15 protein-coding genes are annotated in these 25758 nt (G+C 46.9%); 12 read left to right on the forward strand and 3 right to left on the reverse strand.

The features are described 5' to 3' along the window. Window positions 1–48 precede the first annotated feature (48 nt). Window positions 49–1998, forward strand: coding sequence for a pyruvate dehydrogenase complex dihydrolipoyllysine-residue acetyltransferase (aceF, locus tag ACIGBN_RS06295; protein WP_396664310.1), 1950 nt, complete (start codon window positions 49–51; stop codon window positions 1996–1998). Window positions 1999–2117: 119 nt separating this feature from the next. Here the strand turns inward: aceF and ACIGBN_RS06300 are convergent, their stop codons facing one another. After that, the gene (locus ACIGBN_RS06300; RefSeq protein ID WP_133004051.1) at window positions 2118–3269 is read right to left on the reverse strand and encodes a patatin-like phospholipase family protein; all 1152 of its coding nucleotides are present in this window, start codon (window positions 3267–3269) and stop codon (window positions 2118–2120) included. 506 nt (window positions 3270–3775) lie between these two features. Here ACIGBN_RS06300 and ACIGBN_RS06305 point away from each other — a divergent pair. The 3 genes from ACIGBN_RS06305 (at window position 3776) to pgm (ending at window position 8934) form a co-directional block, all read left to right on the forward strand. Further along, window positions 3776–5923, forward strand: a complete 2148-nt coding sequence (locus tag ACIGBN_RS06305) for a methyl-accepting chemotaxis protein (RefSeq protein ID WP_133004050.1) — start codon at window positions 3776–3778, stop codon at window positions 5921–5923. A gap of 21 nt (window positions 5924–5944) precedes the next feature. Further along, on the forward strand, window positions 5945–7141 hold the full coding sequence (locus ACIGBN_RS06310) for an EAL domain-containing protein (RefSeq protein ID WP_133004049.1): 1197 nt from the start codon (window positions 5945–5947) through the stop codon (window positions 7139–7141). A 146-nt stretch (window positions 7142–7287) separates the two neighbouring features. Further along, window positions 7288–8934 (forward strand): phosphoglucomutase (alpha-D-glucose-1,6-bisphosphate-dependent), encoded by a 1647-nt coding sequence (gene pgm / locus ACIGBN_RS06315; protein WP_133004048.1) that lies wholly within the window; start codon window positions 7288–7290, stop codon window positions 8932–8934. 106 nt (window positions 8935–9040) lie between these two features. Here the strand turns inward: pgm and ACIGBN_RS06320 are convergent, their stop codons facing one another. Both ACIGBN_RS06320 and ACIGBN_RS06325 read right to left on the reverse strand, forming a co-directional pair. Continuing rightward, window positions 9041–9781, reverse strand: coding sequence for a spermidine synthase (locus tag ACIGBN_RS06320; RefSeq protein WP_133004047.1), 741 nt, complete (start codon window positions 9779–9781; stop codon window positions 9041–9043). Window positions 9782–9843: 62 nt separating this feature from the next. Then, window positions 9844–12924 (reverse strand): FAD-binding and (Fe-S)-binding domain-containing protein, encoded by a 3081-nt coding sequence (locus tag ACIGBN_RS06325; protein ID WP_396664313.1) that lies wholly within the window; start codon window positions 12922–12924, stop codon window positions 9844–9846. 219 nt (window positions 12925–13143) lie between these two features. On the opposite strand from ACIGBN_RS06325, the gene ACIGBN_RS06330 reads away from it, so the two are divergent. The 8 genes from ACIGBN_RS06330 (at window position 13144) to metH (ending at window position 25622) form a co-directional block, all read left to right on the forward strand. Then, a complete protein-coding gene (locus tag ACIGBN_RS06330) occupies window positions 13144–14097 on the forward strand; it encodes a 1-aminocyclopropane-1-carboxylate deaminase/D-cysteine desulfhydrase (protein ID WP_396664315.1) in 954 nt (317 codons plus the stop codon). Between the two features lie 116 nt (window positions 14098–14213). Continuing rightward, window positions 14214–15095: an NAD(+) kinase gene (locus ACIGBN_RS06335; protein WP_133004044.1), complete on the forward strand. Its 882-nt coding sequence runs from the start codon at window positions 14214–14216 to the stop codon at window positions 15093–15095. Between the two features lie 99 nt (window positions 15096–15194). Next, a complete protein-coding gene (locus ACIGBN_RS06340; protein ID WP_396664317.1) occupies window positions 15195–16076 on the forward strand; it encodes a rhomboid family intramembrane serine protease in 882 nt (293 codons plus the stop codon). A gap of 41 nt (window positions 16077–16117) precedes the next feature. Beyond that, the gene (locus ACIGBN_RS06345; protein WP_133004042.1) at window positions 16118–16399 is read left to right on the forward strand and encodes a YeaC family protein; all 282 of its coding nucleotides are present in this window, start codon (window positions 16118–16120) and stop codon (window positions 16397–16399) included. After that, complete coding sequence (locus ACIGBN_RS06350) at window positions 16399–17223, forward strand: DUF2797 domain-containing protein (RefSeq protein ID WP_133004041.1); 825 nt, start codon at window positions 16399–16401, stop codon at window positions 17221–17223. Before ACIGBN_RS06345 ends, ACIGBN_RS06350 begins: the two co-directional genes overlap by 1 nt. A gap of 10 nt (window positions 17224–17233) precedes the next feature. Next, window positions 17234–19867 carry an aminopeptidase N gene (pepN, locus tag ACIGBN_RS06355; protein WP_396664320.1) on the forward strand — a complete coding sequence of 878 codons (2634 nt, stop codon included), beginning with the start codon at window positions 17234–17236 and terminating at the stop codon, window positions 19865–19867. Between the two features lie 217 nt (window positions 19868–20084). Continuing rightward, window positions 20085–21743 (forward strand): hypothetical protein, encoded by a 1659-nt coding sequence (locus ACIGBN_RS06360; RefSeq protein WP_396664322.1) that lies wholly within the window; start codon window positions 20085–20087, stop codon window positions 21741–21743. Window positions 21744–21881: 138 nt separating this feature from the next. Beyond that, window positions 21882–25622, forward strand: a complete 3741-nt coding sequence (gene metH / locus ACIGBN_RS06365) for a methionine synthase (protein ID WP_396664800.1) — start codon at window positions 21882–21884, stop codon at window positions 25620–25622. Window positions 25623–25758 lie beyond the last annotated feature (136 nt).

Raw genomic sequence — 25758 nt, forward strand, 5'->3', positions numbered from 1 at the left:
CTGGTTAGTCATTCAGTTTGATGCGTCTATATGACAAAGGAGATTTCCGTGAGTACTGAAATCATTCGAGTACCGGATATTGGTGGTGCAGCTGATGTTGATGTTATCGAGATCAGTGTAAAAGTTGGTGACATCGTAGAAGTTGACCAATCTATTATTGTATTGGAGACGGACAAAGCGTCTATGGACGTTCCTTCTCCGATCGCGGGTAAAGTAGTCAGTATTTCTGTTCAAGAAGGCGACCAGGTTTCAGAAGGTTCTGAAGTCTTAGTCCTTGAAGTAGAAGGTGCTGAGGCTGCGCCAGCGAAAGCAGACGAGCCGGCAGAAGAAGCGAAAGCTGAGCCAGCACCGCAGGCCGCGCCACAAGCCGCTGCCGCAACGTCTAGCAGTGAAGAAAAAGTCTCTGTGCCAGATATTGGTGGCGCAACAGACGTTGAAGTCATTGAGATTTGTGTTGCCGAAGGCGATACCGTCGCAGAAGGTGACTCTTTAATCGTTCTTGAAACGGATAAAGCGTCGATGGACATTCCTGCTCCATTCAGCGGTAAAGTTGGCAAAATCCTGCTTAGCGTAGGGGACACCGTATCTGAAGGTTCAGATATGTTGGTCATTACCACTGAGACGGCGGCAGAAGTACAGCCAGCTGCAGCGGCACCTGCTGAAGAAGCAAGCGCGGATGCACCTGTTGTTGAAGCGACTCAAGAAACCATTGCTGGTGGTGTTGAAACCGTAAATGTACCTGATATTGGTGGTGCAGAAGGGGTTGAGATCATTGAAGTAGCGGTTGCAGTGGGAGATTCTGTCAACGAAGGCGATTCTATTATCGTGCTCGAGACAGATAAAGCTTCTATGGAAATTCCTTCACCTAAAACAGGTGTTGTGAAATCCATTGCCGTTAAAGAAGGCGATAAAGTGTCTGAAGGGGACTCAATTCTTGATTTAGAATTTGAAGCCACTTCTGCGCCAGCGCCTAAAGCAGCACCAGCTAAGCAAGAAGCGGCACCTGCGCAAGCAGCTGCTCCTAAAGCCGCTCCTGCGGCGGCGAATGTTGATCAAGCTGCGGTTCTAGCGACACCGTCTAAAAATGTACATGCAGGCCCTGCAGTACGTATGTTGGCGCGTGAACTGGGTGTGGAATTGTCTCTTGTTCGTGCGACAGGCCCTCGTGGTCGTATCACAAAAGAGGATCTACACGCTTATGTTAAAGCTGCGGTTCAAAAAGCCGTTTCTGCCCCAGCTGGATCTGCGGTAGCAACAGGTGCAGGCTTGCCAACAGTGCCTGATCAAGACTTTAGTAAGTTTGGCGACATTGACGTTGTTAAAATGAGTAAGATCCAAAAGCTTACCGCCCAAAATATGGTGCGTAATGCTTTGGTTGTTCCTCAGGTAACACAGTTCGATAAAGCTGACATTACGGATCTAGAGTCTTTCCGTAAGGGCTTGAAAGGCGAAATGGAAAAACAAGGTGTTAAATTAACGCCACTTCCATTCCTGATTAAAGCGGTTGCTCAAGCAATGGTGGCAAACCCATCATTCAACGTGTCTTTGATGGCCGATGGCGAAAGCTACGTTCAGAAAAAATACGTGCATATTGGTATCGCGGTAGATTCCCCTGCGGGTCTTGTTGTTCCTGTATTGCGCGATGCAGATAAAAAATCTGTTGTTGAAATTGCTAAAGAAGCCAGTGTTTTGATCAAGAAAGCGTTGGATAAGCAGCTTAAACCAGCTGATATGCAAGGCGGTTGTTTCACTATCTCTAGTCTGGGTGCCATCGGCGGTACAGGTTTCACACCAATTGTGAACTGTCCTGAAGTGGGAATTCTTGGTGTTTCCAAAGCGGACGTTGAGCCACGTTGGAACGGCAAAGAATTTGAGCCTCGCACTATGTTGCCTTTGTGTCTGTCTTATGACCACAGAGCAGTAAATGGTGGTGATGCAGGTCGTTTCATGACCTTCTTGAATTCAATGTTGAGCGATCTTCGTCGTCTTAGCCTTTGATTAAAAGGGCAGATGGTTTATTAAAATAAGCCATCTGAGTTAAGATCACAGATCAATAAAAAGCCGCTTCTAGCGGCTTTTTTTGTTTTTGTCCGACACAGGCATTGATTCTTGAAATGTCATTGTGACGGCGTACCTTCGTGTAAAAAGGCTTGAATGCGATCTTTCTCCCACATGGCATCTTTGTAACCAAGCTCGATCAGTGCTCGACAATATTCTGGGGTAAAGAGCAGGTAGCTGGCGGCAGAGCTGGCATTTTGTGAGATGGAGCCTCCCGTTGCTTTGAGTAGGATACGAACGTTTTTGGGCAACGTGTGTATGTAGTGCTCAGAAATGGCGTTCAGTTCCTCAGAAGGGGAGATGATTAAGGTTTCTGTGGGCAAGGCGTGATGCTGTTTTTTCTCCTCAGGCAAATCACGGATCAGGTTATTCATTATTTCTAGCTGGCGAATATCGTCTTCCAAATTGTCGATAAAGGCGCTGTTAAGTAATTGGCCTAGTATTTGCGCCATGCTGGGTGCGTTTGAAGGCTTATCTGTGTGTTTGCTAGACCACTTTTTAGGGCTTCTGTTGCCACTCACACCAATAATAAAAAGTTTCTTGGCGCCCAGTTGCAACGCTGGATAAATGGCGGATTTCTGACGAATGGCGCCGTCGCCGTAATAATGACCTTGTACTTTATGGGCGGGAAAAATGGTTGGAATGGCGCTGGAGGCGAGTAAATGGTCGACCGTGAGCTTGTCGATCATGCCTTTGCGGCGGTTGCCTTGCCATGGCTTTATGTTTCGTTCTGCTTCGAAAAATGTCGTGGATTCGCCAGTGCTGTAGCTCATGGCGGTGACGGCAAGTGCGCTTAGGTGTCCCTGTTTGAGGGCGGTGTCGATATTGGGAAACTCAATGAAGGTTTCCAGCAACGCTTTTAATGGGGCATTGTCCATTAGGGCGATTGGGCTGTGGCGGTTTTGTAGATGAAAAAGAGCGAGTAATGTTCTGGTCACCGAGCTGGCAATCGGCCAGCGCCCCATTGTGTATATTTGATCAGGGGTAAGATGACGCCAGACAAACGCAAGTTTAGACACCGCTTTGGTAAAGTTGTCCGCGTTGGTGGCTAGCATGGTTGCGTTGAGTGCGCCGGCAGAGGTGCCGCATAAAATTGGAAAGGGCAGTGGGCTGCCTTTTTCCACCATCTTACCTAACGCGGAAAGAACGCCTACTTGGTATGCTGCTCTAGCACCACCTCCGGATAGGATTAAAGCGCGTTTATCTTCCATAGATGATTACTCTTCTTGTTAAGCGTTCAAGTCGAACTATCGACAACACTAAGTATCGCCAATAAATAGTTAAAATACCTTGTTAGATTAACTATTTAAATAGCTGCGAGAAATCAAGCTTGAACACTTTGCTTTGCATTGGTGCGCATTAAATTTATCGCCCTCCTATTGTGCGCCTATGGCGGCTTGAACAAAGGTGAGGCTGCTTTTTATTTGGATTTAAAATGTAAATACAGAAATGGTTGCTCAGATGTAATAAATCGTAAACAAAGTAGGATCCTCTGCCCTTGTCAAATTGCTCAGATAACTCTTCTAGTAGTCCCAGTAAAAGCAGTGAGCTTTTACTGTTTAGTCTTTGTTTTTATTTGTTTTTTGTTCGTTTTTTGATCGTTTAAGAGGCCCTTTAGTGTGGCTGTTAAACGCTTAAAATTAGTTGGCATGTAGATTGCCTCTTTACGCTATACAGACAATGACACATTTTTAAGCAGTAGGTGGGAGAGCCAAATATGGCACCGTTGGAAAGCGATAAGATGAATTTAAGTGCGGCTGAAAAGAGCTGGTTGCCTGTTTTTGGATCAACTGGCAAGTTAAAAATGCAATGGAGCTGTTTATTAAATCGAAAATCGCAAGCCAGCGTTGAAAGCACCTTTGAAGGGGTTGCCGCAACCAGGGTTAGGATCTTAACGACTTGGGCGAACACAGTTTGGTCGAGAATGAATCAGGTTGCCCAGCACCAAATCACAGAGATTGATGAGCTGGCGGCTTTCTTGCCCTTGTTAAAGCAAGGCTTACCTGATGCCTCCGAAGTGTTCCTTTGTAATGATCAAGCAGGCTTGGTCGCTTCGACTCATAAAGTAAGAATAGGGACTAAGCACACGCAACTTGATGCCTTTGAGCGGAGTAAAAAGGGGCGTTTTTTGCATGGCCCTTACCCTGATGACATCACCTTAGCGCTTGGCGCTTCGACCTCGAGTTTTCATGACGCCGTCACCTTAATGTTTTATTTGCCGATCGTTTCTCGCAGCAATGTATTTCAAGGTTGTTTGTGTGTCCGGGTGCCGAATGATGTGATTGGTGATCTGATTCAGCGAGAAGCGGGTCATATCTACCATGAGTCTGGAGATAACTATTTGTTCATGGTGTCCTCTGTATTTGATAAGAGCATTCAGAAAGGGGTGGCGTTATCGCGGTCTCGATTTGAAGACGATGCTTTTTTTCTTGGTGAAAATCTCAAACAAGGTGTGACAACGGCTTTTGGGGTAGTAACGGTTAAGCAGCATACTGAACTTGAATTAAAATTCACCGATCCGGCAACAGGGGAGTTGCACCCAGGGGTTCGAGAGACCATTAAAAATGGCGAAAACCTCTATGTTAAATACCCAGGCTATTCGGATTATCGGCACATACCTGTTATCGGCAAAGGGGTGACGTTCGTCATGCCAGGCTCTGATGATACCTGGGGCATGATGTGCGAGGCGGATTTGGAAGAGGTGTACAGAACGCGGTCTATCTCCTATTCGAATTTTTGTTTATACGCCTTGGTGATGCTTTGTGTTTGTGTATTTCAATACGTTTTAGCCAGTTTCTTCGCGCCAAATACGAGCCTGTATTTTGTATTAAGTCTGATCGGTGGCTTGGGGGCCTTGGTGTGTTTGGATCGTTTGGGAGCGCGGCGAACGGCGAACCAATTAGTTGGCATGACAAAAGTCATCAAAGAGCTTTCTGAAGGCGAAGGCAATCTAACGCAGCGCATGGAACTGAGTCGATTACCAACCAATGAAGTCGGAGAGATGGGGCGTTGGATTAATAGCTTTGTCGATCAATTAGACAGCATAGTTGGTGAGGTGATTGTGTCTGCGAGGGAGGTGAATTCGCTGGCGGATGAAATGCAAAGCTTTAATCGAGAAGCGTTCACGGCTTCTTCTCAAGTTCGTCAAGCCGCCCAAGAATCCTTAACACTGGTCAATCAGCAGGCGGAAGGGGTAGCGGTGGCGTCGCAAACTGCCGAAGAAATGAAGCGCAAGATGCAAGAGGCGGTTCAGCAGGCCCATAAACAATACCAAGGCGTGCGCCAAAGCACAGAAACCATTCGCGATGTGGTGCAATCTTCTGCCTCCTCTGTCATGGCATTGAATGACAATGCTTCCAATGTCAGTCGCTTTGTAGAAGAGATTGCCGACATTACCAGCCAAACGAATCTACTGGCGTTAAACGCGGCAATAGAAGCGGCTAGGGCTGGCGAGCATGGTCGCGGTTTTTCTGTCGTTGCCGATGAAGTGCGCGCCTTAGCAGGGCGTACTGCCGCCGCCGCTGCGGACATTGGTAAGGTGGTTGAAGGCATCATGGTGCAAACCAATCAGGCTGTTGAGTATATGGAAGCGGGCGTTCATGAAGTAAACCAAAGCCTGGTGAATAATGAAGTTGCATCAAATGATAGTGAAGCGCTCGCAAAAGTAGCCGATAATATGTTCAATGTGATTGAACTTATTTCTAGCAATAGCCATCAGCATGGTGATCATACTCTCAGTGTTGCCGCTAGCGCTGAACAAATGAGTAACTGTATGCAGCAGTTACAAATGAGTTCTAATCAAGTCAAAAATCGGTCGGCGGACCTATCCACGTTAGTCAGTACGTTTGAAGTGAGCGTCGGTTAACTGGTTTAGTAGGAGCGGAGTGTGCAAAATGTGGTATTCAGTACTTCTGAAAACGTGCAAGAGGAATGGGATAGTATAAAGCCATTTTTTCAGCCTATTGTGGAAGTATCAAGTGGTCGAGTGACAGGCTATGAAGCGCTGGCGCGTTATGTCAATTCGAATGGCGAAGCCGTGTCTGCGGGGCATTTATTTACTGATGAAGGTATTAGTACAGAAGACAAGAGGCGACTAGATCGCCTAGTTCGTGAAAAAGCCGTGAGGCGGGCTCATGAGCTTCCAGATCAAACCCGCATGACACTCAATATATCGCCGCAATGGTTAACGGCGACCACGACAGACGCTTTGCCGACGCTGGATATGCTGCATCGTCACAAAGTGGACCCCAGTCGCATAGTGATTGAATTGATTGAACTCAATGGTGACTTAGACAGCTTGTGTCGCGCGGTGAAGTTGTATCGTGAAGCGGGGGTGCGCATTGCGATTGATGATTTTGGTGCCGGCTTCTCACAGATTGATCGAGTCATCGCTTTAGAACCAGACATTATTAAGCTAGACATGCGCTTGTTTCAGCAAGGCGCTCAGGGTGGAATGGCGGAATCGGCGGTCGAATCTCTGGTCGTTTTTTGTGCGAAAAGTGGTGCGGTTATTGTGTGTGAAGGCGTTGAAACAGAAGAAGAATTTTTCTTTGGTTTACGTTGTGGCGCGCGCCATATGCAGGGTTTTTTGTTTTCTCAGGCGACAGAAGATTTTGCCGATTGTCATGCTTTTAGCCAGCAAGTGGCTGAGCTTCGTGCACGCTTTTTTGCGGCACAAAAAGAAAAAGCACAGAAAGCGAGAGCTTCTTATCAGCATTTGATGCAAGCAGTCGAGTCCATTCAACAACACCATAAAATGCTGGATATTGTGGATGTTAAGTTTGTCTCACAGAGTTTGCGAGCCATAAATGGGGTAATACGTTTTTACGCGGCTGACTCAACGGGTGAGCAATTGACGGTAAACTATGCGCGTCCTATGGAGGGCGATGTGTGGATAGAAGACGCAAGATTCAAAGGTTATAACTGGTCTTGGCGTGCCTATTTTTATCAATTGTTTGCCGGTGAAAGTAGGGTGTTGTCGCAAGAATATTTAGATATTGAAACGAGTACGCCTTGCAAGACTTTGTCGGTACAGCTAAATGACAATACTATTTTGTTGATCGATGTGGAGGCGTCATCGTGAGTGGCTAGCCGCTCTAAAACGGCGTATCCGGGTTTAGTAAGATCCATGAATTATCTAATGAAGTTATGATAACTCGTTGAAACGCTTGTAAATATGAGGGAGACTAATCACTATCCCTTTTTTACTGCTCAATGAGGCTTTTTCATATGGCAATTCATCCTCAAGCTGGACAGCTTGCGTCTCACCAGTCTTTGGTTAACATTCCTGAGTTAATGACCGCGTATTTTATCAATAAGCCCGATGTGGCGAATCCTACAGAGCAGGTCAGTTTTGGTACTTCAGGTCATCGTGGTAGCGCGTTAAAAACCAGCTTTAATGAACAGCATATTTTGGCCATTTGCCAAGCCATCGCAGAATACCGAAAAGCACAGAATATTGTTGGCCCTTTGTACTTGGGCAAAGATACACACGCTTTATCAGAAGCTGCCTATCAAACCGCCCTGGGTGTTTTAACCGCCAATGGGGTGAGAGTGCGCGTGCAAGAGTCTGGCGGTTTTACCCCTACGCCTGTGATATCCCATGCGATTCTGACTCACAATGCATCGGCAGACGCCTCAGATTTGAGTGATGGCATTGTGATTACCCCTTCTCATAATCCACCAGAAGACGGCGGCATTAAATACAATACGCTGCAAGGTGGTCCTGCGGATAAAGACATTACCGATTGGGTGGCTAAGCGCGCCAATGAGTTGCTTGCCAATGGCTTGTCTGGTGTCTTGTATTTGAACCAAAAAGAAGCGGCAGCAAGTGGCTTAATTGAGCCGTTCGATTACATTACCCACTACATTGATGATTTAGACAATGTAGTGGACATGCAGGCGATTGCTGACGCTGGCATTAGAATAGGGGTAGACCCAATGGGTGGCTCCGGCATCCATTTTTGGGAGCCAATGGCGAAAAAATACGGCCTTAATATTACCTTAGTAAATCGAGACGTAGACCCGACGTTCCGCTTTATGCCATTAGACAAAGACGGTCGTATCCGCATGGATTGTTCTTCGCCTTATTCGATGCAGAACTTACTGAAACTCAAAGACGATTTTGATATTGCGGTGGGCAATGACCCAGATTATGACCGCCACGGTATTGTCTGTGCAGGCTTTGGTTTGATGAATCCAAATGCCTTTCTTGCTGTTGCGATAGAGTATTTGGCGTCGCACCGACCTCATTGGCCTAAAACGGCTCAATTGGGAAAAACGCTTGTTTCAAGTGGCATGATTGACCGTGTGGTAGAAGGTTTAGGGCGCACCTTGTGTGAAGTGCCTGTTGGTTTTAAATGGTATGTTGAAGGGCTTTATAGCGGCAGCATGGCGTTTGGTGGCGAAGAAAGCGCCGGTGCGTCTTTTTTGCGTAAAGACGGCTCTGTTTGGACGACAGACAAAGACGGTTTTATCATGGCTTTGTTGGCCGCTGAAATTTTGGCGGTAACGGGCAAAGATCCACAGCAGCATTACGATGCCATGACAGAGCGCTATGGTACGCCCTTGTATAAGCGCATTGACGTGGTTGCGACCTTAGAGCAAAAAGCCATTTTGGCGGCACTGGATGTGAAAAACGTGACGCAGACAACATTGGCAGGGGAAAAAATTGTCAGTGTTTTGACCCATGCGCCCGGTAATAACGCGGCCATTGGGGGATTAAAAGTCTCGACTGAAAACGGCTGGTTTGCAGCGCGTCCATCCGGGACTGAAAATGTGTACAAGATTTATCTTGAGAGTTTTGTCTCTGAAGCCCATTTGGCAAAACTGGAAGAAGAGGCGAAGGCACTGGTCGACAGTGTGTTGTCTGTTTAAGGTGTTGCACTGAATTAAACGTTTGAATGACGGTTAATAGAGAGCAAAAAAGCTTACTTAATGAGTAAGCTTTTTTGTTTGTGTTGCAGGTTTGGCGCTGTGCATTTTAGACACTGTACATTTTAGATAGCCAGCGAGACAGGGGAAAGCCGAGTTGTGCGCTGATTTTTTGTGCGCAGGCTTTGAGTTCTTTGCCGTTTAGCTCATTTTTCTGTTTGCCTGCCAGCACCACCCAATTGCCACTGCCGGTATCGAGTGCTCTGACATCGCTAAAAATTCGCTTTAATTTGTCGATTAGCTCAGTATCGTTTTTGTGGTCGAGCCAACAGTTGAGCACCAACCAGCCGTTCTCCTTGATGTTTTTCGCACAATTCTCAAGAAAGGTGGTTTGCAGTACGCCGCGTTCCATGCCGTCCGTGTTGTATAGGTCGGTCATCAAGATATCCACTTTTTTATCGAAGCCGGTTTCGATATAAGCTTGCGCATCCGCATTCTCAACTTGAATGCGTTTGCCTTTTGGTACTTTAAAATACATTTCGGCCGCATCTATGACTTCTTGGCGTAATTCTACGGCCGTAATTTGTACGCTGGGAACCGCATGGTATAAGGCGCTTAGAAGTGTGCCACCGCCAAGGCCTAAAATGCCTATGCGTTTGGGTTGGTTAAACAACAAAGCCAGTGTCATGGCTTGTGTGTATTCATGCTGCAAAATATGTGGCGTAGACAATTTAATACGACTTTGTTCGTCACCATCGGCGAACGACAGGATGCGAAATTTCCCATCATCAAAGACTCGAATAGGGCCGTACTCGTCCGCGCTATCGTGCAGCAAGTTTAAATAATTCATGTTTGTCCTTTCATAAAATAAGGCCGGTAAATTGTCGGCCGAACAGTGTCAATATCGGGTGTTTATGGTGCTTTTGTTGAAGCGCTACGAAGGTGCTGCAGCAACATTTGTGCTGGATGCAGAATGCGGACTTGATCAAAGCGCTTCACTTGGCTCCGGCAAGAGTAGCCCGTGGCGAGGAGTTTACCTGCTAGCGCCGGATTCGTGACCTTTTCTTTCCAAGAAAGCTCATAAATGACTTTTGAGGTGTCTTGGTTGGCGGCTTCATGGCCATAAGTGCCAGCCATGCCGCAACAGCCCACATCTTCAACGATCAACTCCAAACCTAGGGTTTGATAAACCGTTTGCCAGTCTTTGATCGATGCGCTGGCGTTGGTCTTCTCGGTACAGTGGGTCATGAGATGATACGCGCTGCCATCTAAAGACAATGGCTGCTTTTTTAAATGCTCTGTTTTGCTGGCGAGCCATTCTTGCATTAATTGGATGCTCGGCACTTGGCGACTGTCGCTGAAGGTTTTCATGTATTCGGCGCGATAGGTCAGTGTCATGGAGGGATCAATGCCCACAAAAGGCAAACCATAGAAGGATAGGCTTTGTAGCATGTCCAAGTTTTTGCGTGCGGTTCTTTGAAAGGCTTTCATAAAGCCGTGAACATGCAGCGGTTTGCCATTGGGTAAATAAGGTGCCAGATAGGCCTGAAAGCCTAATCGTGTCAGCATTTCCATGGTGTCGAGCACCAGCTCGGTTTCGAAATAACTGGTGAAAGCGTCTTGCACGACAATCACCGCACGTTTTCTGTCTTTGGGGTTCAGGGCTTCAATTGCCAGTGGGGTGGCAAGTCGAATGCCGCGTCGTGACATCTCTTTCTTTAAATTAATGGGGCTCAGTTTTGGGTTGTCTGTTAAGCCAAAATATTTGCTTGTTAAATGATTGACCCAGCGCCGACTGACTAACCAATTGTAAGGTTGTGGAAAAATAGCCAGAGTCGGCATCATAAATTCCAATGAGCCAACCAAATAGTCTTTCATCGGGCGCAAATAGCGAGCGTAATAGAGTTCTAAAAATTTAGCTCGAAACTCAGGCACATCCACCTTGATAGGGCATTGTCCAACACAAGATTTGCAGGCTAAGCAGCCCATCATGGCATCATGCACTTCATGGGAGAAATCATAATCCCCACGGCGTTTGGCAAGTGTGTTTTTGAGGCGTGGAATAAAGCTCATCAGAAAATGGCTGTCTTTGGCCTCTTTGCTGGCTTTTTGGGTGTCTACCCCTTGAGCGCTCATGCCTCTGAGCCATTCTCGCATGAGGGATGCACGCCCTTTGGGTGAATGGCGACGGTCACGGGTGCCTTTCCAAGAAGGGCACATGGCGTCATTAGGGTCAAAGTTGTAGCAGGCACCATTGCCGTTGCAGTAGAGGCCGTCTTTGAATTGCTCCCGATTTCGAATCGGGATCTGACGGTCGAATTGACCGCGCAGCGGAACCGCGTCTATTTTTAATAAATCGGCCGCTAGTTCAAAAGGTGTGGCAATTTTGCCGGGGTTGAGTTGGTTTCTCGGGTCAAAAACGCCTTTTATTTGCTGAATGCAGGGGTATAAGTCGCCAAAAAAAGCGGGGGCGTATTCAGAACGAACCCCTTTGCCGTGTTCGCCCCACAGCAAACCATTGTATTTTTGGGTCAAAGCCACCACCTTGTCGGTGATTTCTCGGATCATGGGTTCTTGTGATTCGTCTTTTAAATCCAAAGCAGGGCGCACATGCAACACGCCAGCATCGACATGACCAAACATGCCATATTGGACTTGATGACTGTCGAGTACCGCGCGAAATTCCATAATGAAATCCGCTAGATGTTCTGGCGGTACGGCGGTGTCTTCGACAAAAGGAATAGGACGCTTTTCCCCTTGTACGTTGCCAAGCAATCCCACTGATTTTTTGCGCATCGCCCACAGTTTTTTGACATTATTGTGACCCATCGCAATGGTGTAGCCCAGCGTACTGCTGTCGCCGTTTTTTGCGAATTGATCCAACTGATCTGTCAGTCGTTTTATTTTGTCGGCCACTTCCTGCTCGTTGTTGCCTGTGTATTCCACCAGGTTGATGCCTTGTATGTCTTGCCCTGGTAGGTCGGGAAAAAACTCCGCCACAGAACCCCAAATATTGTCGCCTTTGGCAAGCGCTAGGACATTTGAATCGACGGTTTCTATGGATGTGGGCTGCGCCGTTAATAATTCACGGGCGTGACGTAACGAGGCTTCGAAGCTGTTGTAGCGGATATTGACTAAGGCGGCGTGACTTGGGATGCTCAGCAAATTCACCTTGGCCTCAGTAATGAAGCCCAGCGTGCCTTCTGAGCCGCACAGCACAGAGTTGATGTTAAACAAACCATCGTCTGAGCGAATGTGGGCCAAATCATACCCTGTTAAACAACGGTTCAATGGCGGGAATGTTGCGTCAATGTCGGCCGCTTTGCTTTTTTGAATGGCGTCAACAACACGATGAGCGTGGGCGGCATAGTCGCTACCATTTTGTATTGAGGTCAGTGCCTCATCGTCAATAGGCGATGAGATGAGTAAGCCGCCATCCAGAAGTACCGTGGTGAGTTCAAGAACGTGATCGCGGGTTTTGCCATAAGTCACCGAGCCTTGGCCGCTGGCGTCGGTGTTAATCATACCGCCAATGGTCGCGCGGTTGCTGGTGGACAGTTCTGGCGCGAAAAATAAGCCATGAGGTTTCACCGCGGCGTTGAGTTGGTCTTTAACCACGCCTGCTTCCACGCGCGCCCAACCTTCTTCCATATTGATGTCTAGTATGCGATTCATGTATTTAGACACGTCGACTATCAAACCATCGCTGAGAGACTGGCCGTTGGTGCCGGTGCCTCCACCACGAGGGCTTAATACAATGTCGTGGAATTCGGGCTCATTGCTAAGGGTCACAAGCTGCTGTAAGTCTGATGTGTTTTTAGGGTAGACGACCCCTTGAGGTAGCACTTGATAAATGGAGTTGTCGGTAGAAAGCACCACGCGATTGGCGTAATCCAAATTACTATCGCCTGAGAATCCTGAAGCCTTTAAACGTGTAATAAAGGAAAGGTATTTGGCCTGAATCGGCGAGACCTCAGAAAGTGATGGAATCATGGTGTTTCATTCTCCGCAAATGATGGCTGCGGGGATTTTAACAAAGAAATGATGAAGATAATGCTTTTGTCGGATGAATCTTTTATGAGCTTCACGAAAGGAACTTAATGGGAAAAGGTCTGTCAAAACCAAGATCATTAAGTTGGGAATGAGTTTCCCTTATTTTACTGACTTCCGCTTATGATATTATGGCCTCGACTGTTTAGCCGAGGCCTTTTTTTGTCTATTATCCAACCGCTTCATATTCCCACCAAGTGGCAACATCCACACGCTTCTTGTGAACTCTTTATTTACCGTGGCGACCTTGAACACCCGCAAGCGCCAGGCAACAAGTGGCACAAATTAAAGTACCATTTACGCGAAGCAAAACGCATTCGGGCTCGCTATATGGCCACCTTTGGTGGTCCTTATTCCAACCATCTGCACGCCTTTGCCGCCACATTACGAGATACTGAGATGGCGGGGATTGCCGTGGTGCGAGGCGAACTTCAGCCTAGGTTGACGCCGACATTGTACGATGTGGCAAATGCGGGCGTCAGTTTGTGGCCTTGTACTCGACAAGACTATCGTCTAGCAGAACAATCAGAGTTGGTGTCTTACCTTAATGGGCAATATGAAGGCATTTATTGGGTCCCAGAAGGCGGCGGCGGGGTATTAGGGGCCAAAGGCTGCCAAGATTGGGCGGCCGATATAGACTATTTAGACAGTGAATGTGACGCTTGGGTGGTGTCGGCTGGCACAGGAACCACAGCGGCAGGTTTATTGGCGTCAGAGAAAACCCCGTATTTACACGTTGTTAGTGCGCTTAAAGGGGCCGCTGCGCAAGCGGATGAGATCCTCTCTTTGGCCAGTTTAGTGTCTGAGGATCAAACGAATATTGCGGCTTTGGAAGAGAAAATGACGTTTCATAGTGATGCTCACGAAGGCGGCTACGCTAAGCAGAGTCAGGCATTGCAGCAGTTTCTGAGGCTTTTTACAGACGCAAACCCAGCTCAACAGCTGGACCCAGTTTATACCTGCAAAACCCTTTTTCATGTCATGAATAGGATTCGTGATGGAAAATGGCCCCATAAACGTACCTTATTGATTCATACGGGTGGTTTGCAAGGGTGGAGAGGGTATTCAGCGGCCTTGAATCCATATATCGCCTCTTCTCTGGATGGCGAAAAGTAAGGCCTTCATGTTAAAGTGGCGCGGCACTTGGTTGAAGGCTTTTCATAATAAAAGCGATCTTAAATCGCCTATCAAGTTGCTTACCATTACACAGACAGACAGAAAGAGAATGACACATGGGTCTTTTTAGGCGTGTTGGAATAATAGCTCGATTAGATAAACCTCAGATTCTTGATACCGTTAAGAAGCTGATGGAATACCTGCAAGAAAAGGGCTCAGAACCGGTATTAGAACACGATTTAGCCACTATGCTGCCCGGCATTAAAGTGGATTCTTCCCCGTTGAAAGAGTTAGGCAATCATTGTGACTTAGTGATGGTTGTCGGCGGCGATGGCAGCTTTTTAGGCGCTGCTAGAGCCATTAGTAACTACGATGTTCCTGTGATTGGTATTAACCGTGGCACCTTAGGGTTTCTAACGGACATCTCCCCGCATTCTTTTCAAGAAGAGTTGGAGCCTATTTTTCGTGGTGAGTACCATGAAGAAAAGCGTTTTATGATCGAAGCCAAGATTAAGCGTAAGAACCGTCCGAGCGGTGAAGGCATTGCATTGAATGACCTTGTATTGCACCCAGGTAAGTCGGCACGAATGATACGCTTTGATCTGTTTATTGATGATCAGTTTGTGATGAACCAAAAATCCGATGGTTTGATTGTTGCTACGCCAACCGGTTCTACCGCGTATGCCTTGTCTGCTGGTGGTCCAATTATGCTGCCAAAGCTTGATGCGCTTGTTTTAGTGCCTATGCACCCTCATACATTAAGTAATCGCCCGATAGTGATCGATGCTAATGCACGCATTCGTATCGTTGTTTGTGAATCGAACTTGACCTACCCAAGCGTCAGTTGTGATGGACAGCTAAACATTACCGCAGCGCCAGGTGACGAAATCCACATCACCAAAAAGGCCGGTAATATTCGTTTGATACACCCTAAAAATCACGATTTTTATAATGTGTGTCGCGATAAACTTGGTTGGCAAAGCAGTTATCGACCTTAGATAACGAGCGGTTTCTCAAGAGTAGCCCTCGATGATGGCAAGGATTCATTGAGGGCCAGTTGATTTGTTATAACGATGTGAAAAGGTGCAGTGTCAATTATGTTGTTAGTTTATCAGTTTGATGAAAATGCAGATCCAGCGTTGCTTAGCCAGACCTTATGGCGATTGAAAATAGGCCATCAAATTGTGATGGGCAAGACTGGACAGGAACTGTGGATCACCGACCCTTCACACCAAACACCGACGCTGCAATTAATTCAACTCTGGCAAGAAAACCCCAGTGCCTTACCTAAGGTCGAGCGGAATCAAGCCGCCGCACCTTCGCGTCGTTCTGGTGGCCTTGTTAGTCAACTACGGGACGCACCAGCCACCGCGATTGTGATTCTCGCGGCGATATTGATTGCCTTTATTACCCAGCTTGGTTCAGAACTGTCAACGCTCAGTTATTTCACCATTAGTCCATTTGATGTGGTCGGCAATCAACTGCGCTTTTATCCCTTATCAGAAGTGCTGGCGCGCGGTGAATATTGGCGTTTATTGTCTCCTGCTTTATTGCATTTCAGCATCATGCACATTGTGTTTAACACCTTATGGATTTGGGATGTTGGTCGCCGTCTTGAAAAAATAGTGGGGTCTTTGGTTTGGACGCTTGGTGTTGTGGTGATCGCCATCATTAGTAATGTTTTGCAATATCAATTGACGGGGAACCCATTGTTTGGCGGGCTCTCTGGTGTGGTGTATGGGGTGATTGGTTTTGCTTGGCTGATGCCTGTGCTGAGCCCACGCTGGCCGATGATTGTCAGCAAGCCATTGATGATATTTTTTATGGTTTGGTTGGCGATCGGCTATACCCAATTTCCTGAGATGATCGGCCTTGGCCGAATCGCAAACACCGCCCATACGATTGGTCTAGGGGCGGGCCTGGTATTGGCGGTGCTGTATTGGTTAATCACCCGTTTTACGGCCTTTAAAAAAATTTAAAAACGCCTGATTGTTTGGGCGACGGTTAATGAGAGTATTCCATGAATTTTAAAGAAATGATCGACAACATGTCTCCAGAGGTTTATGTCAGCCTAAAGCAAGCGGTTGAATTGGGTAAATGGCCTAATGGCGTACGCTTAACAAAAGAGCAAAGCGAGCTGTGCTTACAGGCTGTGATCACTTATGACTACAACAATAAGCCTGAAGAAAGCCGTGTTGGGTATATTGATCGTGGTAGCAAACAAGCCAAATTTGAAGCCGATAATCAAGACAAGGTGGACAGCATTAAATGGGTGAACGATGGCCCTGAGGAAAACGCTTAATGTTGTCTGGCAATCTGAAAAAAATGTCGGCGACGGCGCCTCAAGGACAAGTTCAATACAGGTTAACCTTAGGCGATGACAGCCTCAATATGAACGACCTGATTGGCCAAAAAATTGCGTTGCATTTTAAAGGCGCGATTAACTGCACCCATTGTGGTCGAGTGACTAAAAAGTCTTTTAGCCAAGGTTTTTGTTTTCCCTGCTTTAAAAAACTGGCCGCTTGCGATACTTGTATTATGAGCCCAGAAAAATGCCACTATCACTTAGGCACTTGCCGTGAGCCAGAATGGGCAGAAAAATACTGTTTACAGGATCACTATGTGTACTTGGCCAATTCATCTGGTCTTAAAGTAGGGATTACCCGTGGCGATCAATTGCCAACACGTTGGCTAGATCAAGGCGCCACCCAGGGGCGCGCCTTGTTTCGTGTGGTGAACCGCCGCATGTCGGGTCTGGTGGAAACCTTATTTAAAAATGAAGTGGCGGACAAAACCAATTGGCGCAACATGCTCAAAGGCACCGCGGTAGAGCTCAATCTTGAACATGAACAAGAACGGTTAATTGGCTTACTTTATGATGGCTTAGATGCCTTACAACATGAATTTGGCTTGCAATCCATTATTGACCTTTCTGATGAAAACGAAACGCACGAATTTACCTACCCCGTTTTAGAATACCCGACTAAGGTCACCAGTCTGAATGCGGAAAAAACACCTGAAATAGAAGGGGTGCTAATGGGGATAAAAGGGCAGTACTGGATACTCGACACGGGCGTTATTAACATTCGTAAATACACCGGTTACCAAGCATCACTGACATTTTAGGAGAGAGCAAATGAAAGAGAGCCAACCCTCAGCAATTTATTTAAAAGATTATAAGGTTCCTCCTTTTCTCATTGATAAAACCGAACTGACGTTTGATCTAGATGAAGCCACCACAGTGGTCACATCCAGATTGCACATGCGCCGTAACCCTTTGGATGGTAAATCCAATGCGCCTCTTATTTTAGATGGCGGTGAAGATGTTAAGCTGATTGGCGTGGCGATGGACGGTTATGCCTTGCCGCCAGAAGAGTATCAGTTGGTGGACGATAAGTTGATTATCACCGCCACCGCAGACAGCTTTATATTGACCTGCGAAACCTTGATTGAGCCGCAAAACAACACGCGTCTCGAAGGCTTGTATCGATCTTCGTCAATGTTTTGTACCCAATGTGAAGCGGAAGGTTTCCGTCACATTACCTATTACCTTGATCGCCCTGATGTGATGTCGGTGTTTACCACGACCATCATTGCTGATGAAGCGCGTTACCCTGTGATGCTGTCCAATGGTAACGAGATTGAACGCGCTAAAACCGACGAAGGCAAAACCGTCGTGGTTTGGCATGACCCTTTCCCGAAACCTGCGTATTTGTTTGCTTTGGTAGCGGGTGATTTGGCGGTAAAAAATGACCGTTTCACCACGCAAAGTGGTCGTGATGTAAAACTGCAAATTTTCACTGAGTCCCATAACATCGACAAAGTGGATTACGCCATGGAAGCACTGAAACGCTCTATGCGTTGGGATGAAGAAAAATACGGACGTGAATACGATCTTGATATTTTTATGATTGTCGCGGTAGACGACTTTAATATGGGCGCAATGGAGAACAAAGGGTTGAACGTGTTTAACTCTTCTTGTTTATTAGCCAGCCCTAAAACCACCACAGACGACGCCTTCTTACGTGTTGAAGCGGTCGTGGCGCACGAGTATTTCCATAACTGGTCGGGCAATCGCGTGACCTGTCGTGATTGGTTTCAGTTAAGTTTGAAAGAAGGTTTTACGGTATTCCGTGACCAATCTTTCTCGGCTGACATGCACTCTGCAACGGTTAAGCGAGTGGAAGACGTCTCCTTTTTGAAAACCGCACAGTTTGCAGAAGACGCAGGCCCAATGGCACACCCCGTGCGTCCTTCTTCGTTTATTGAGATTTCTAACTTTTACACCCTTACTGTGTACGAGAAAGGCTCTGAAATTGTCCGTATGATACATACCTTGTTGGGTGAGGAGTTGTTCCGTAAAGGGTCGGACCTTTACTTCGAGCGCCATGACGGGCAAGCCGTGACCTGTGATGATTTTGTCGCGGCCATGCAAGATGCTTCTGGCATTGATTTGACCTTGTTCAAGCGTTGGTATTCTCAAGCGGGTACTCCGATTGTAACGGTTGAAGATACCTATCTTCCAGAAGAGCAGCGTTATCTACTCACGATAAAACAAGAAACGCCAGCGACCCCTGGGCAACCTACGAAACTGCCGCTTCATATTCCAATTCGTGTTGGTCTGTTGAATGAGCAAGGGCAAGAAATTCAAGCGCAATACCAAGGCGAGCAATCCACTGATGTAACCTTGTTGTTGAGCGAAAGTGAACAAACGTTTGAGTTTACTCAAGTGAGCAGCAAGCCGGTGCCATCCTTGTTGCGTTCTTTTTCTGCGCCAGTGAAACTGCGTTATAACTACACGGCCGATCAATTGTTGTTGCTTATGTCGGCAGACAGCGATGGTTTTAATCGTTGGAGTGCGGCGCAACAATTGGCGGTCAATGAGCTGACTCAGTTGATTGAGCAGGCGTCATCAGGTCAACCGTTAGCAATCGAGTCTCAGCTGGTGGCAGGATTACGATCCTTATTGGCGGATGAATCTCTGGACCCTGCTATGGTGGCGTTGATTCTTGCCTTGCCAAGTCAGGCTTACTTGTCTGAGTTGGCTGAAACGATTGATCCGTTGGCCATCAAAAAGGCCCGTCAGTTCTTAAAAGAAACAATTGCCAATGCGTTATCTGAGCAATTTGCGCAAACTTACCAAAACAACATCATTACCTCTGATTACCAGCCTAGCGCACAAGACATCGCGCGTCGCTCGCTCAAGAGCATGGCGCTGTCTTATTGGTCTGAGACTTCAGATGACAAGGCAAAAGCCGCCATTGCTGAGCAATTCGCTAACGCAGACAACATGACGGACCAATTTGGCGCCTTATCGATTGCTGTGCACTCTGCTCATCCAGACGCGGCGAGCATGCTCAATGCGTTTTATGAGCAATGGAAAAATGAGCCCTTGGTCGTGAACAAATGGTTGATGTTGAGCGCTTCTCAAGATGCTGACGATGCGCTGGCTGTGGTAGAAGGTTTGATGGCTCACCCATCGTTTGATTTGAAAAACCCAAATAAAGTGCGTTCTGTATTGGGTGGGTTTGGTCAAAACGTGGCAGGCTTCCATAAAGAAGACGGCTCCGGCTATCGTTTTCTAGCGGATCAGATCATTGTGCTGAATAAGCGTAACCCTCAGCTGGCGTCTCGCTTGTGTACACCACTGACAAGATGGAAAAAACTGAAACCAGAACTCAGCGTTAAAATGAAAGCAGAGCTTGAGCGTATTCTGGCAGAAGACTTGTCTAAAGATGTTTATGAGGTGGTTTCTAAAAGCCTTGTTTAACGTCTAAATGTAACATTTTAGCACTGTTTCAAATACCTCACGTCATGTCTGGCGTGGGGTATTTTTTTGTCGCCTTGAGAGTGCCTAGTCGCGACGTGACTGAGTTAGTGTGTACAAAATAAAAACACGAACTTGACGCCTTTTTTGCATTCCACCTTGAAATCTGGCATAAGTGATCTAACTTATTGTTGACCTTGGGTTTATTAAGGAGCGGATAATGACAACGCGCATGACTATTTTAATTCCTGTTGCTTTAGGGTTAATGGCGTCAGCATGCACTACGACAACGACTTCTACATCCCAAGATCAAGGCGCCAAACAGATCGAAGGAGAGGCGACCACCGCTGACCTCGCTGAATATCGTAGCAAGCTTGCTGAGACAAACAGGGACAACCAACAAGCAATTGCGGCGCTAAAAAAAGCGTTGGCAAATAATGATGCCCAGTTAGTGGACCTTCATACCGCGCTTGATAAAAAAGACAGCGCCATTGCTTTGCTGGAGTCGGGTGAGGCAGACGCCGAATCTTTGTTGGCATTGGCAAAAGAAAGGCGTTTACGTAACAGTCTAGAATCTCAGTACGCTGAATTAAAAGTAGAAAATGATCACCTTGTTGACCAAATAAAAGCCTTGGAAAGCAAGCGCAAAGCACAGCAAATGGATTCGTCCTCTGAGTCCGTTTTTGCTTCCTCTAGTCAACATTTTCTGGATTTGAATAACAGCTTTCAAACTCTGGATTCAGAGCATTATGCGCTGAATCAGGCCTACCAGTCGTTGATTAAAAAACAAGCTGTCTTGCAAGAAAAATACGCCGCGCTGAGCAACGAAAATCAAACCAATCAGCAATCATTGGCGTTTTTGCAACAAGAAAATCGTCGTCTGGCGGAGCAGATCGCTGCGGCAAGATCGCAAAACCAAATCTTATGGACGAAAGTGCATTCACAAAGAGAGACGATAGATGGCTTGCAAAAAGGCACCACATCGTCCGTTGATCAAGCGTCCCTGGATAGCCGAGATACGGGGCAGTTGCACAGTGATATTATTAAGTTAAGCGGTGTTATCGAGGCTCAGAAAACCTTGATTGCCGATTATCAAGACGAGATGGCGGGACTTGAAGCTTCATTGCAGAAGGGCGCTGCTGATAAAGCCAAACTAAAGGCGTTAGAAGCGCGTTTATCGACACTGAGTAAATTAAATTTGGCCGCCGACAGGCAACTGGCAAAAAGCCGATCAATGCTGGTCAATCAGCAGCAAGAACAGGCTAGGCTGGCGGACTCTTTGGCTCAGTCAAAAGCGCAGCAAGCGACACTGCAACAACGCTTGGATGCGATTGAACTACGAGCCAAGAACAGTGAAAGCCAACGGGTAGCGCTGGAATCTCAAGTGAATGGTTTGATTCCTTTTCAAGCAGAAGTGAACGCCTTACAAGCACAGATTGATTCCGGTTTAAGCAATGTAAGATGGCAAATCCCTAACGAGATGTCATTGCATAATACGTTTGAGATTTTGGTGACGGCCACGGTAGACAAGCCTGTAGCAGGGCAGACCTATGTGGCCGAATTGGTGACGGACAGTGCAATACAAATGGTGAGTGCGAGCGAAGCCGAAGCCGTGATACAAAATGGCCAGCTGCAATGGCGCTGGCGGGTAAATGGCTTAAATGAACGACCAAAAGCCACCTTGAATCTGTTTATTTCTCAGCAGATGAATTATCAAGGTCAGCGAATTATGAGACAAATCTATCGAGACAGTGACACCTTGGCGTTAACCAATAACAACTTGTTGGATAAATACGGTTATTGGGGAATGGCTATTTTAGTTGGCTTGTTGGGGGGCTTTTTAGTCGGTCGTGTTAACCGCAAAGACAAAAACAGCTAACCCCCTTTCTTTTTAGTAAGTGGCCGCCAAATCTGGCGGCTTGCTTCATCCTTAGATCATTCAACTTCTCATTACTATTTTTCAACACCAGTGTGCTGGTATTTGAGTATAGTGACTGTGCATATTTTTATTGAGGTAATGACAGTGGTAAAGTCCAAATCGTATTCCATTATAGAGAAGCGTTTAGCAGAAAATGTGCTTATTCTCGATGGTGCCATGGGAACCATGATCCAATCGTATCAATTGGAAGAAAAAGATTATCGTGGTGCGCGCTTTGAGGATTGGGAAAGCGATGTCAAAGGGAATAATGATTTACTGTCATTAACGCAACCAAAGATCATTAAAGACATCTACTGTGCCTATCTTACTGCGGGCGCGGACATCATAGAAACCAATACCTTCAATGCCAATTATATCTCCATGCTGGATTACCACATGGAGGCGCTGAGTTATGAGCTTAATTTTGAATCCGCACGCCTAGCACGCGAAGCCGCGGATGAATTCACTCAGCAAAACCCTGATAAGCCACGTTTTGTGGCGGGGGCGGTTGGACCAACCAGTCGTACCTGTACAATTTCGCCAGATGTGAATGATCCAGGCTTTCGTAATATCCATTTTGATGAACTTGTCGACGCTTACACGGTGGCGGTAGATGGTCTGATCAAGGGTGGCGTGGACATCATTCTGATCGAAACCATTTTCGATACTTTGAACGCCAAGGCCGCCATTTACGCGGTGTTGGATTATTTCGAAAAAACCGGAGTGCGCTACCCGATTATGATTTCGGGCACCATTACCGATGCATCGGGTCGTACCTTGTCAGGTCAAACAACAGAGGCTTTCTGGAACTCTATTTCTCACGCCAAGCCGATTTCTGTGGGGCTGAACTGTGCGTTGGGGCCAAAAGATTTACGCCAATACATAGACGAACTGTCTAGAATTGCTGACACCCATGTTTCTGCGCATCCAAACGCGGGCTTGCCTAATGCCTTTGGTGAGTACGATGAAACACCAGAAGAAATGCTTGATGAGATCAAAGGTTGGGTCGACTCCGGTTTTATTAACATTATTGGTGGTTGCTGTGGCACCGGACCGAGCCATATTGAAGCGTTTGCGAAGGCGTTCGAGCAGTCTACACCACGGGTGATTCCGACGATTGAAAAAGCGTGTCGCTTATCTGGCTTGGAGCCATTTAATATCGATGGCGACAGTTTGTTTGTGAACGTGGGCGAGCGAACCAATGTCACAGGTTCGGCAATGTTTAAGCGCCTGATCAAAGAAGGGGATTTCGACACCGCCCTGGATGTGGCGCGTCAGCAAGTGGAAAACGGCGCGCAGATCATCGACATCAACATGGATGAAGGCATGTTGGATTCTCAGGCAGCGATGGAGCGTTTCTTGAAGCTCATCGCCTCAGAGCCGGATATCTCTCGTGTACCAATCATGCTGGACTCTTCTAAATGGGAGATTCTTGAAGCCGGCCTTAAGTGGGTTCAAGGCAAAGGGGTGGTTAACTCCATCAGCATGAAAGAAGGGGAAGACAACTTTAGAGAGCAGGCGCGCAAGCTAATGAAATACGGCGCGGCTGTGATTGTGATGGCGTTCGATGAGACCGGCCAAGCGGACACTCGCCAGCGTAAGATTGATATTTGTCGTCGTTCTTACAAGATTTTGGTGGACGAAGTTGGCTTCCCACCAGAAGACATTATTTTTGACCCTAATATCTTTGCCATTGCGACCGGGATTGAAGAACACAACCGTTATGCGTTGGACTTTATTGAAGCGACTGGCGACATTACTCGTGAATTGCCTTATGCGAAAGTCTCTGGCGGTGTGTCGAATGTGTCTTTTTCGTTTCGTGGTAATAACCCTGTTCGTGAAGCGATTCACGCGGTCTTTTTGTACCATGCGATTAAGCAAGGCATGACCATGGGGATTGTCAATGCCGGTCAATTGGCCTTGTATGAAGACATTCCTCTAAAACTGCGCGATGCGGTTGAAGATGCGGTACTAAACAGAACACCGGATGCGACCGACAATTTGTTGGCGATGGCGGGAGAGTTTGCCGGCACCGGTGAAGTGGCTGAAAAAGAAACCCAAGAATGGCGCGGTTTGCCCGTTTCTGCGCGCTTAAGTCATGCTTTGGTAAAAGGCATCACAGAGTTTATAGACGAAGACACAGAAGAAGCTCGCTTGGCGTTTGATCGACCATTAGAGGTGATTGAAGGCCCATTAATGGACGGTATGGGCATTGTTGGTGACTTGTTTGGCTCCGGCAAAATGTTCTTGCCGCAAGTGGTGAAATCCGCTCGCGTAATGAAAAAAGCGGTGGCGTATTTGATGCCTTATATCGAAGAAGAAAAAGCCCGCAACATGGACACGGCGTCTTCTAGTAATGGCAAAATTGTGATGGCCACAGTGAAAGGCGATGTGCACGATATCGGTAAAAACATCGTGGGTGTGGTGTTGCAATGTAATAACTTTGAAGTGATCGACTTGGGCGTTATGGTACCGGCTGAGAAAATCCTGCGTACCGCCAAAGAAGAAGGGGCTGACATGATCGGTCTGTCCGGTTTGATTACCCCATCTTTGGATGAAATGGTGCACGTGGCAAAAGAAATGCAGCGCCAAGGTTTTACTTTGCCTGTGATGATTGGTGGGGCGACCACTTCTAAAGCCCATACCGCGGTAAAAATTGAGCAAAACTACAAGAACAACCAAGTTGTACACGTAACCAATGCGTCTCGTAGTGTCGGTGTGGCCAGTGCTTTACTGAGTAAAGATACGGAGCGTCGTCAGAAATTTGTTGATGAGATCAAGCTGGATTATGAGAAAACACGTATCCGCTATAAAGATCGCGCTAAAGCGGGTCGTCGTGTGTCCTTGGACAAGGCGCGTCTTAATAAAGCGCCGCTGGTGTTTGAAAATAATATCGTTAAACCAAGTAAGCTTGGCATTACTGTGTTAACGGAAAATGACATTGATTTGAATGTGGTTAAGGATTACATCGATTGGACGCCATTTTTTCAAACATGGGAATTGGCGGGCGCTTATCCGCGCATCCTAACGGATGAGGTGGTTGGTGTAGAAGCGACTCGTGTCTATCACGATGCGCTGGAAATGCTCGAAGAAGTGATCGCCACAAAGAGCTTAAAAGCGCGAGCTGTGGTGGGCTTGTTCCCGGCAAACCAAGTGAATCATGATGACATTGAAATTTACGCGGATGAAACTCGCACCGAAGTCATTGAACGCCTGTCTTTCTTACGCATTCAAAATGAGCTGACTGCGCCGGGTAAATACAATCACAGCTTGGCGGATTTTGTGGCGCCTAAAGACAGTGGTGTCGCGGATTATATGGGCGCATTTGCTTGTGCCGCAGGCTTTGGTATTGATCCTTTGGTTGCAGCCTACGAGGCAGACCATGACGATTACAACTCTATTATGATTAAAGCGGTGGCGGATCGTCTTGCAGAAGCGACGGCCGAATACCTCCATGAAAGAGTGCGTAAAGAGTTCTGGGGGTATGCCGCAGAAGAGACGTTAACCAATCAAGAGTTGATCAAAGAGAAATATCAAGGGATGCGTCCTGCGCCAGGGTATCCTGCGTGCCCGGATCATACTGAGAAAGCTAAGCTTTGGTCGTTGTTGGATGTCAAAGATAAAATTGATATGGAAATTACAGAAAGCTTCGCTATGTTACCGACCGCTGCGGTAAGTGGCTGGTATTTTGCGCATCCAGACAGCACCTATTTTGGTGTGGGCAAAATAGGTCCAGATCAGGTGGATGATTACGCGGCTCGTAAAGGCATGTCAAAAGACGATGCCGAGCGCTGGTTATCACCAAACCTTGGTTACGATCCAGAAGACGATCGTATCTAAAAAAACATCGAGTGAATCGGTTAAACCTTATCTATGCTTGGTCGTAGGTAAGGTTTTTTTACTTTCTAGAAGGTGTTTTTTAGCAGCCAGTGTCTAGAAAATCCGTGTCAATAATGACTTTCTAACAGTGAATGGA

It is taken from the genome of Marinomonas sp. NPDC078689 (genome assembly GCF_044542435.1).
Classification (GTDB): Bacteria; Pseudomonadota; Gammaproteobacteria; order Pseudomonadales; family Marinomonadaceae; genus Marinomonas; species Marinomonas arenicola.

What these genes read in the sequence shown, in the direction of transcription:
- ACIGBN_RS06300 (WP_133004051.1), bottom strand. Translation starts at nt 3,269, where the DNA reads ATGGAAGATAAACGCGCTTTAATCCTATCCGGAGGTGGTGCTAGAGCA.
- ACIGBN_RS06305 (WP_133004050.1), top strand. Translation starts at nt 3,776, where the DNA reads ATGGCACCGTTGGAAAGCGATAAGATGAATTTAAGTGCGGCTGAAAAG.
- pgm (WP_133004048.1), top strand. Translation starts at nt 7,288, where the DNA reads ATGGCAATTCATCCTCAAGCTGGACAGCTTGCGTCTCACCAGTCTTTG.
- ACIGBN_RS06320 (WP_133004047.1), bottom strand. Translation starts at nt 9,781, where the DNA reads ATGAATTATTTAAACTTGCTGCACGATAGCGCGGACGAGTACGGCCCT.
- ACIGBN_RS06325 (WP_396664313.1), bottom strand. Translation starts at nt 12,924, where the DNA reads ATGATTCCATCACTTTCTGAGGTCTCGCCGATTCAGGCCAAATACCTT.
- ACIGBN_RS06335 (WP_133004044.1), top strand. Translation starts at nt 14,214, where the DNA reads ATGGGTCTTTTTAGGCGTGTTGGAATAATAGCTCGATTAGATAAACCT.
- ACIGBN_RS06340 (WP_396664317.1), top strand. Translation starts at nt 15,195, where the DNA reads ATGTTGTTAGTTTATCAGTTTGATGAAAATGCAGATCCAGCGTTGCTT.
- ACIGBN_RS06345 (WP_133004042.1), top strand. Translation starts at nt 16,118, where the DNA reads ATGAATTTTAAAGAAATGATCGACAACATGTCTCCAGAGGTTTATGTC.
- ACIGBN_RS06350 (WP_133004041.1), top strand. Translation starts at nt 16,399, where the DNA reads ATGTTGTCTGGCAATCTGAAAAAAATGTCGGCGACGGCGCCTCAAGGA.
- pepN (WP_396664320.1), top strand. Translation starts at nt 17,234, where the DNA reads ATGAAAGAGAGCCAACCCTCAGCAATTTATTTAAAAGATTATAAGGTT.
- ACIGBN_RS06360 (WP_396664322.1), top strand. Translation starts at nt 20,085, where the DNA reads ATGACAACGCGCATGACTATTTTAATTCCTGTTGCTTTAGGGTTAATG.
- metH (WP_396664800.1), top strand. Translation starts at nt 21,882, where the DNA reads ATGACAGTGGTAAAGTCCAAATCGTATTCCATTATAGAGAAGCGTTTA.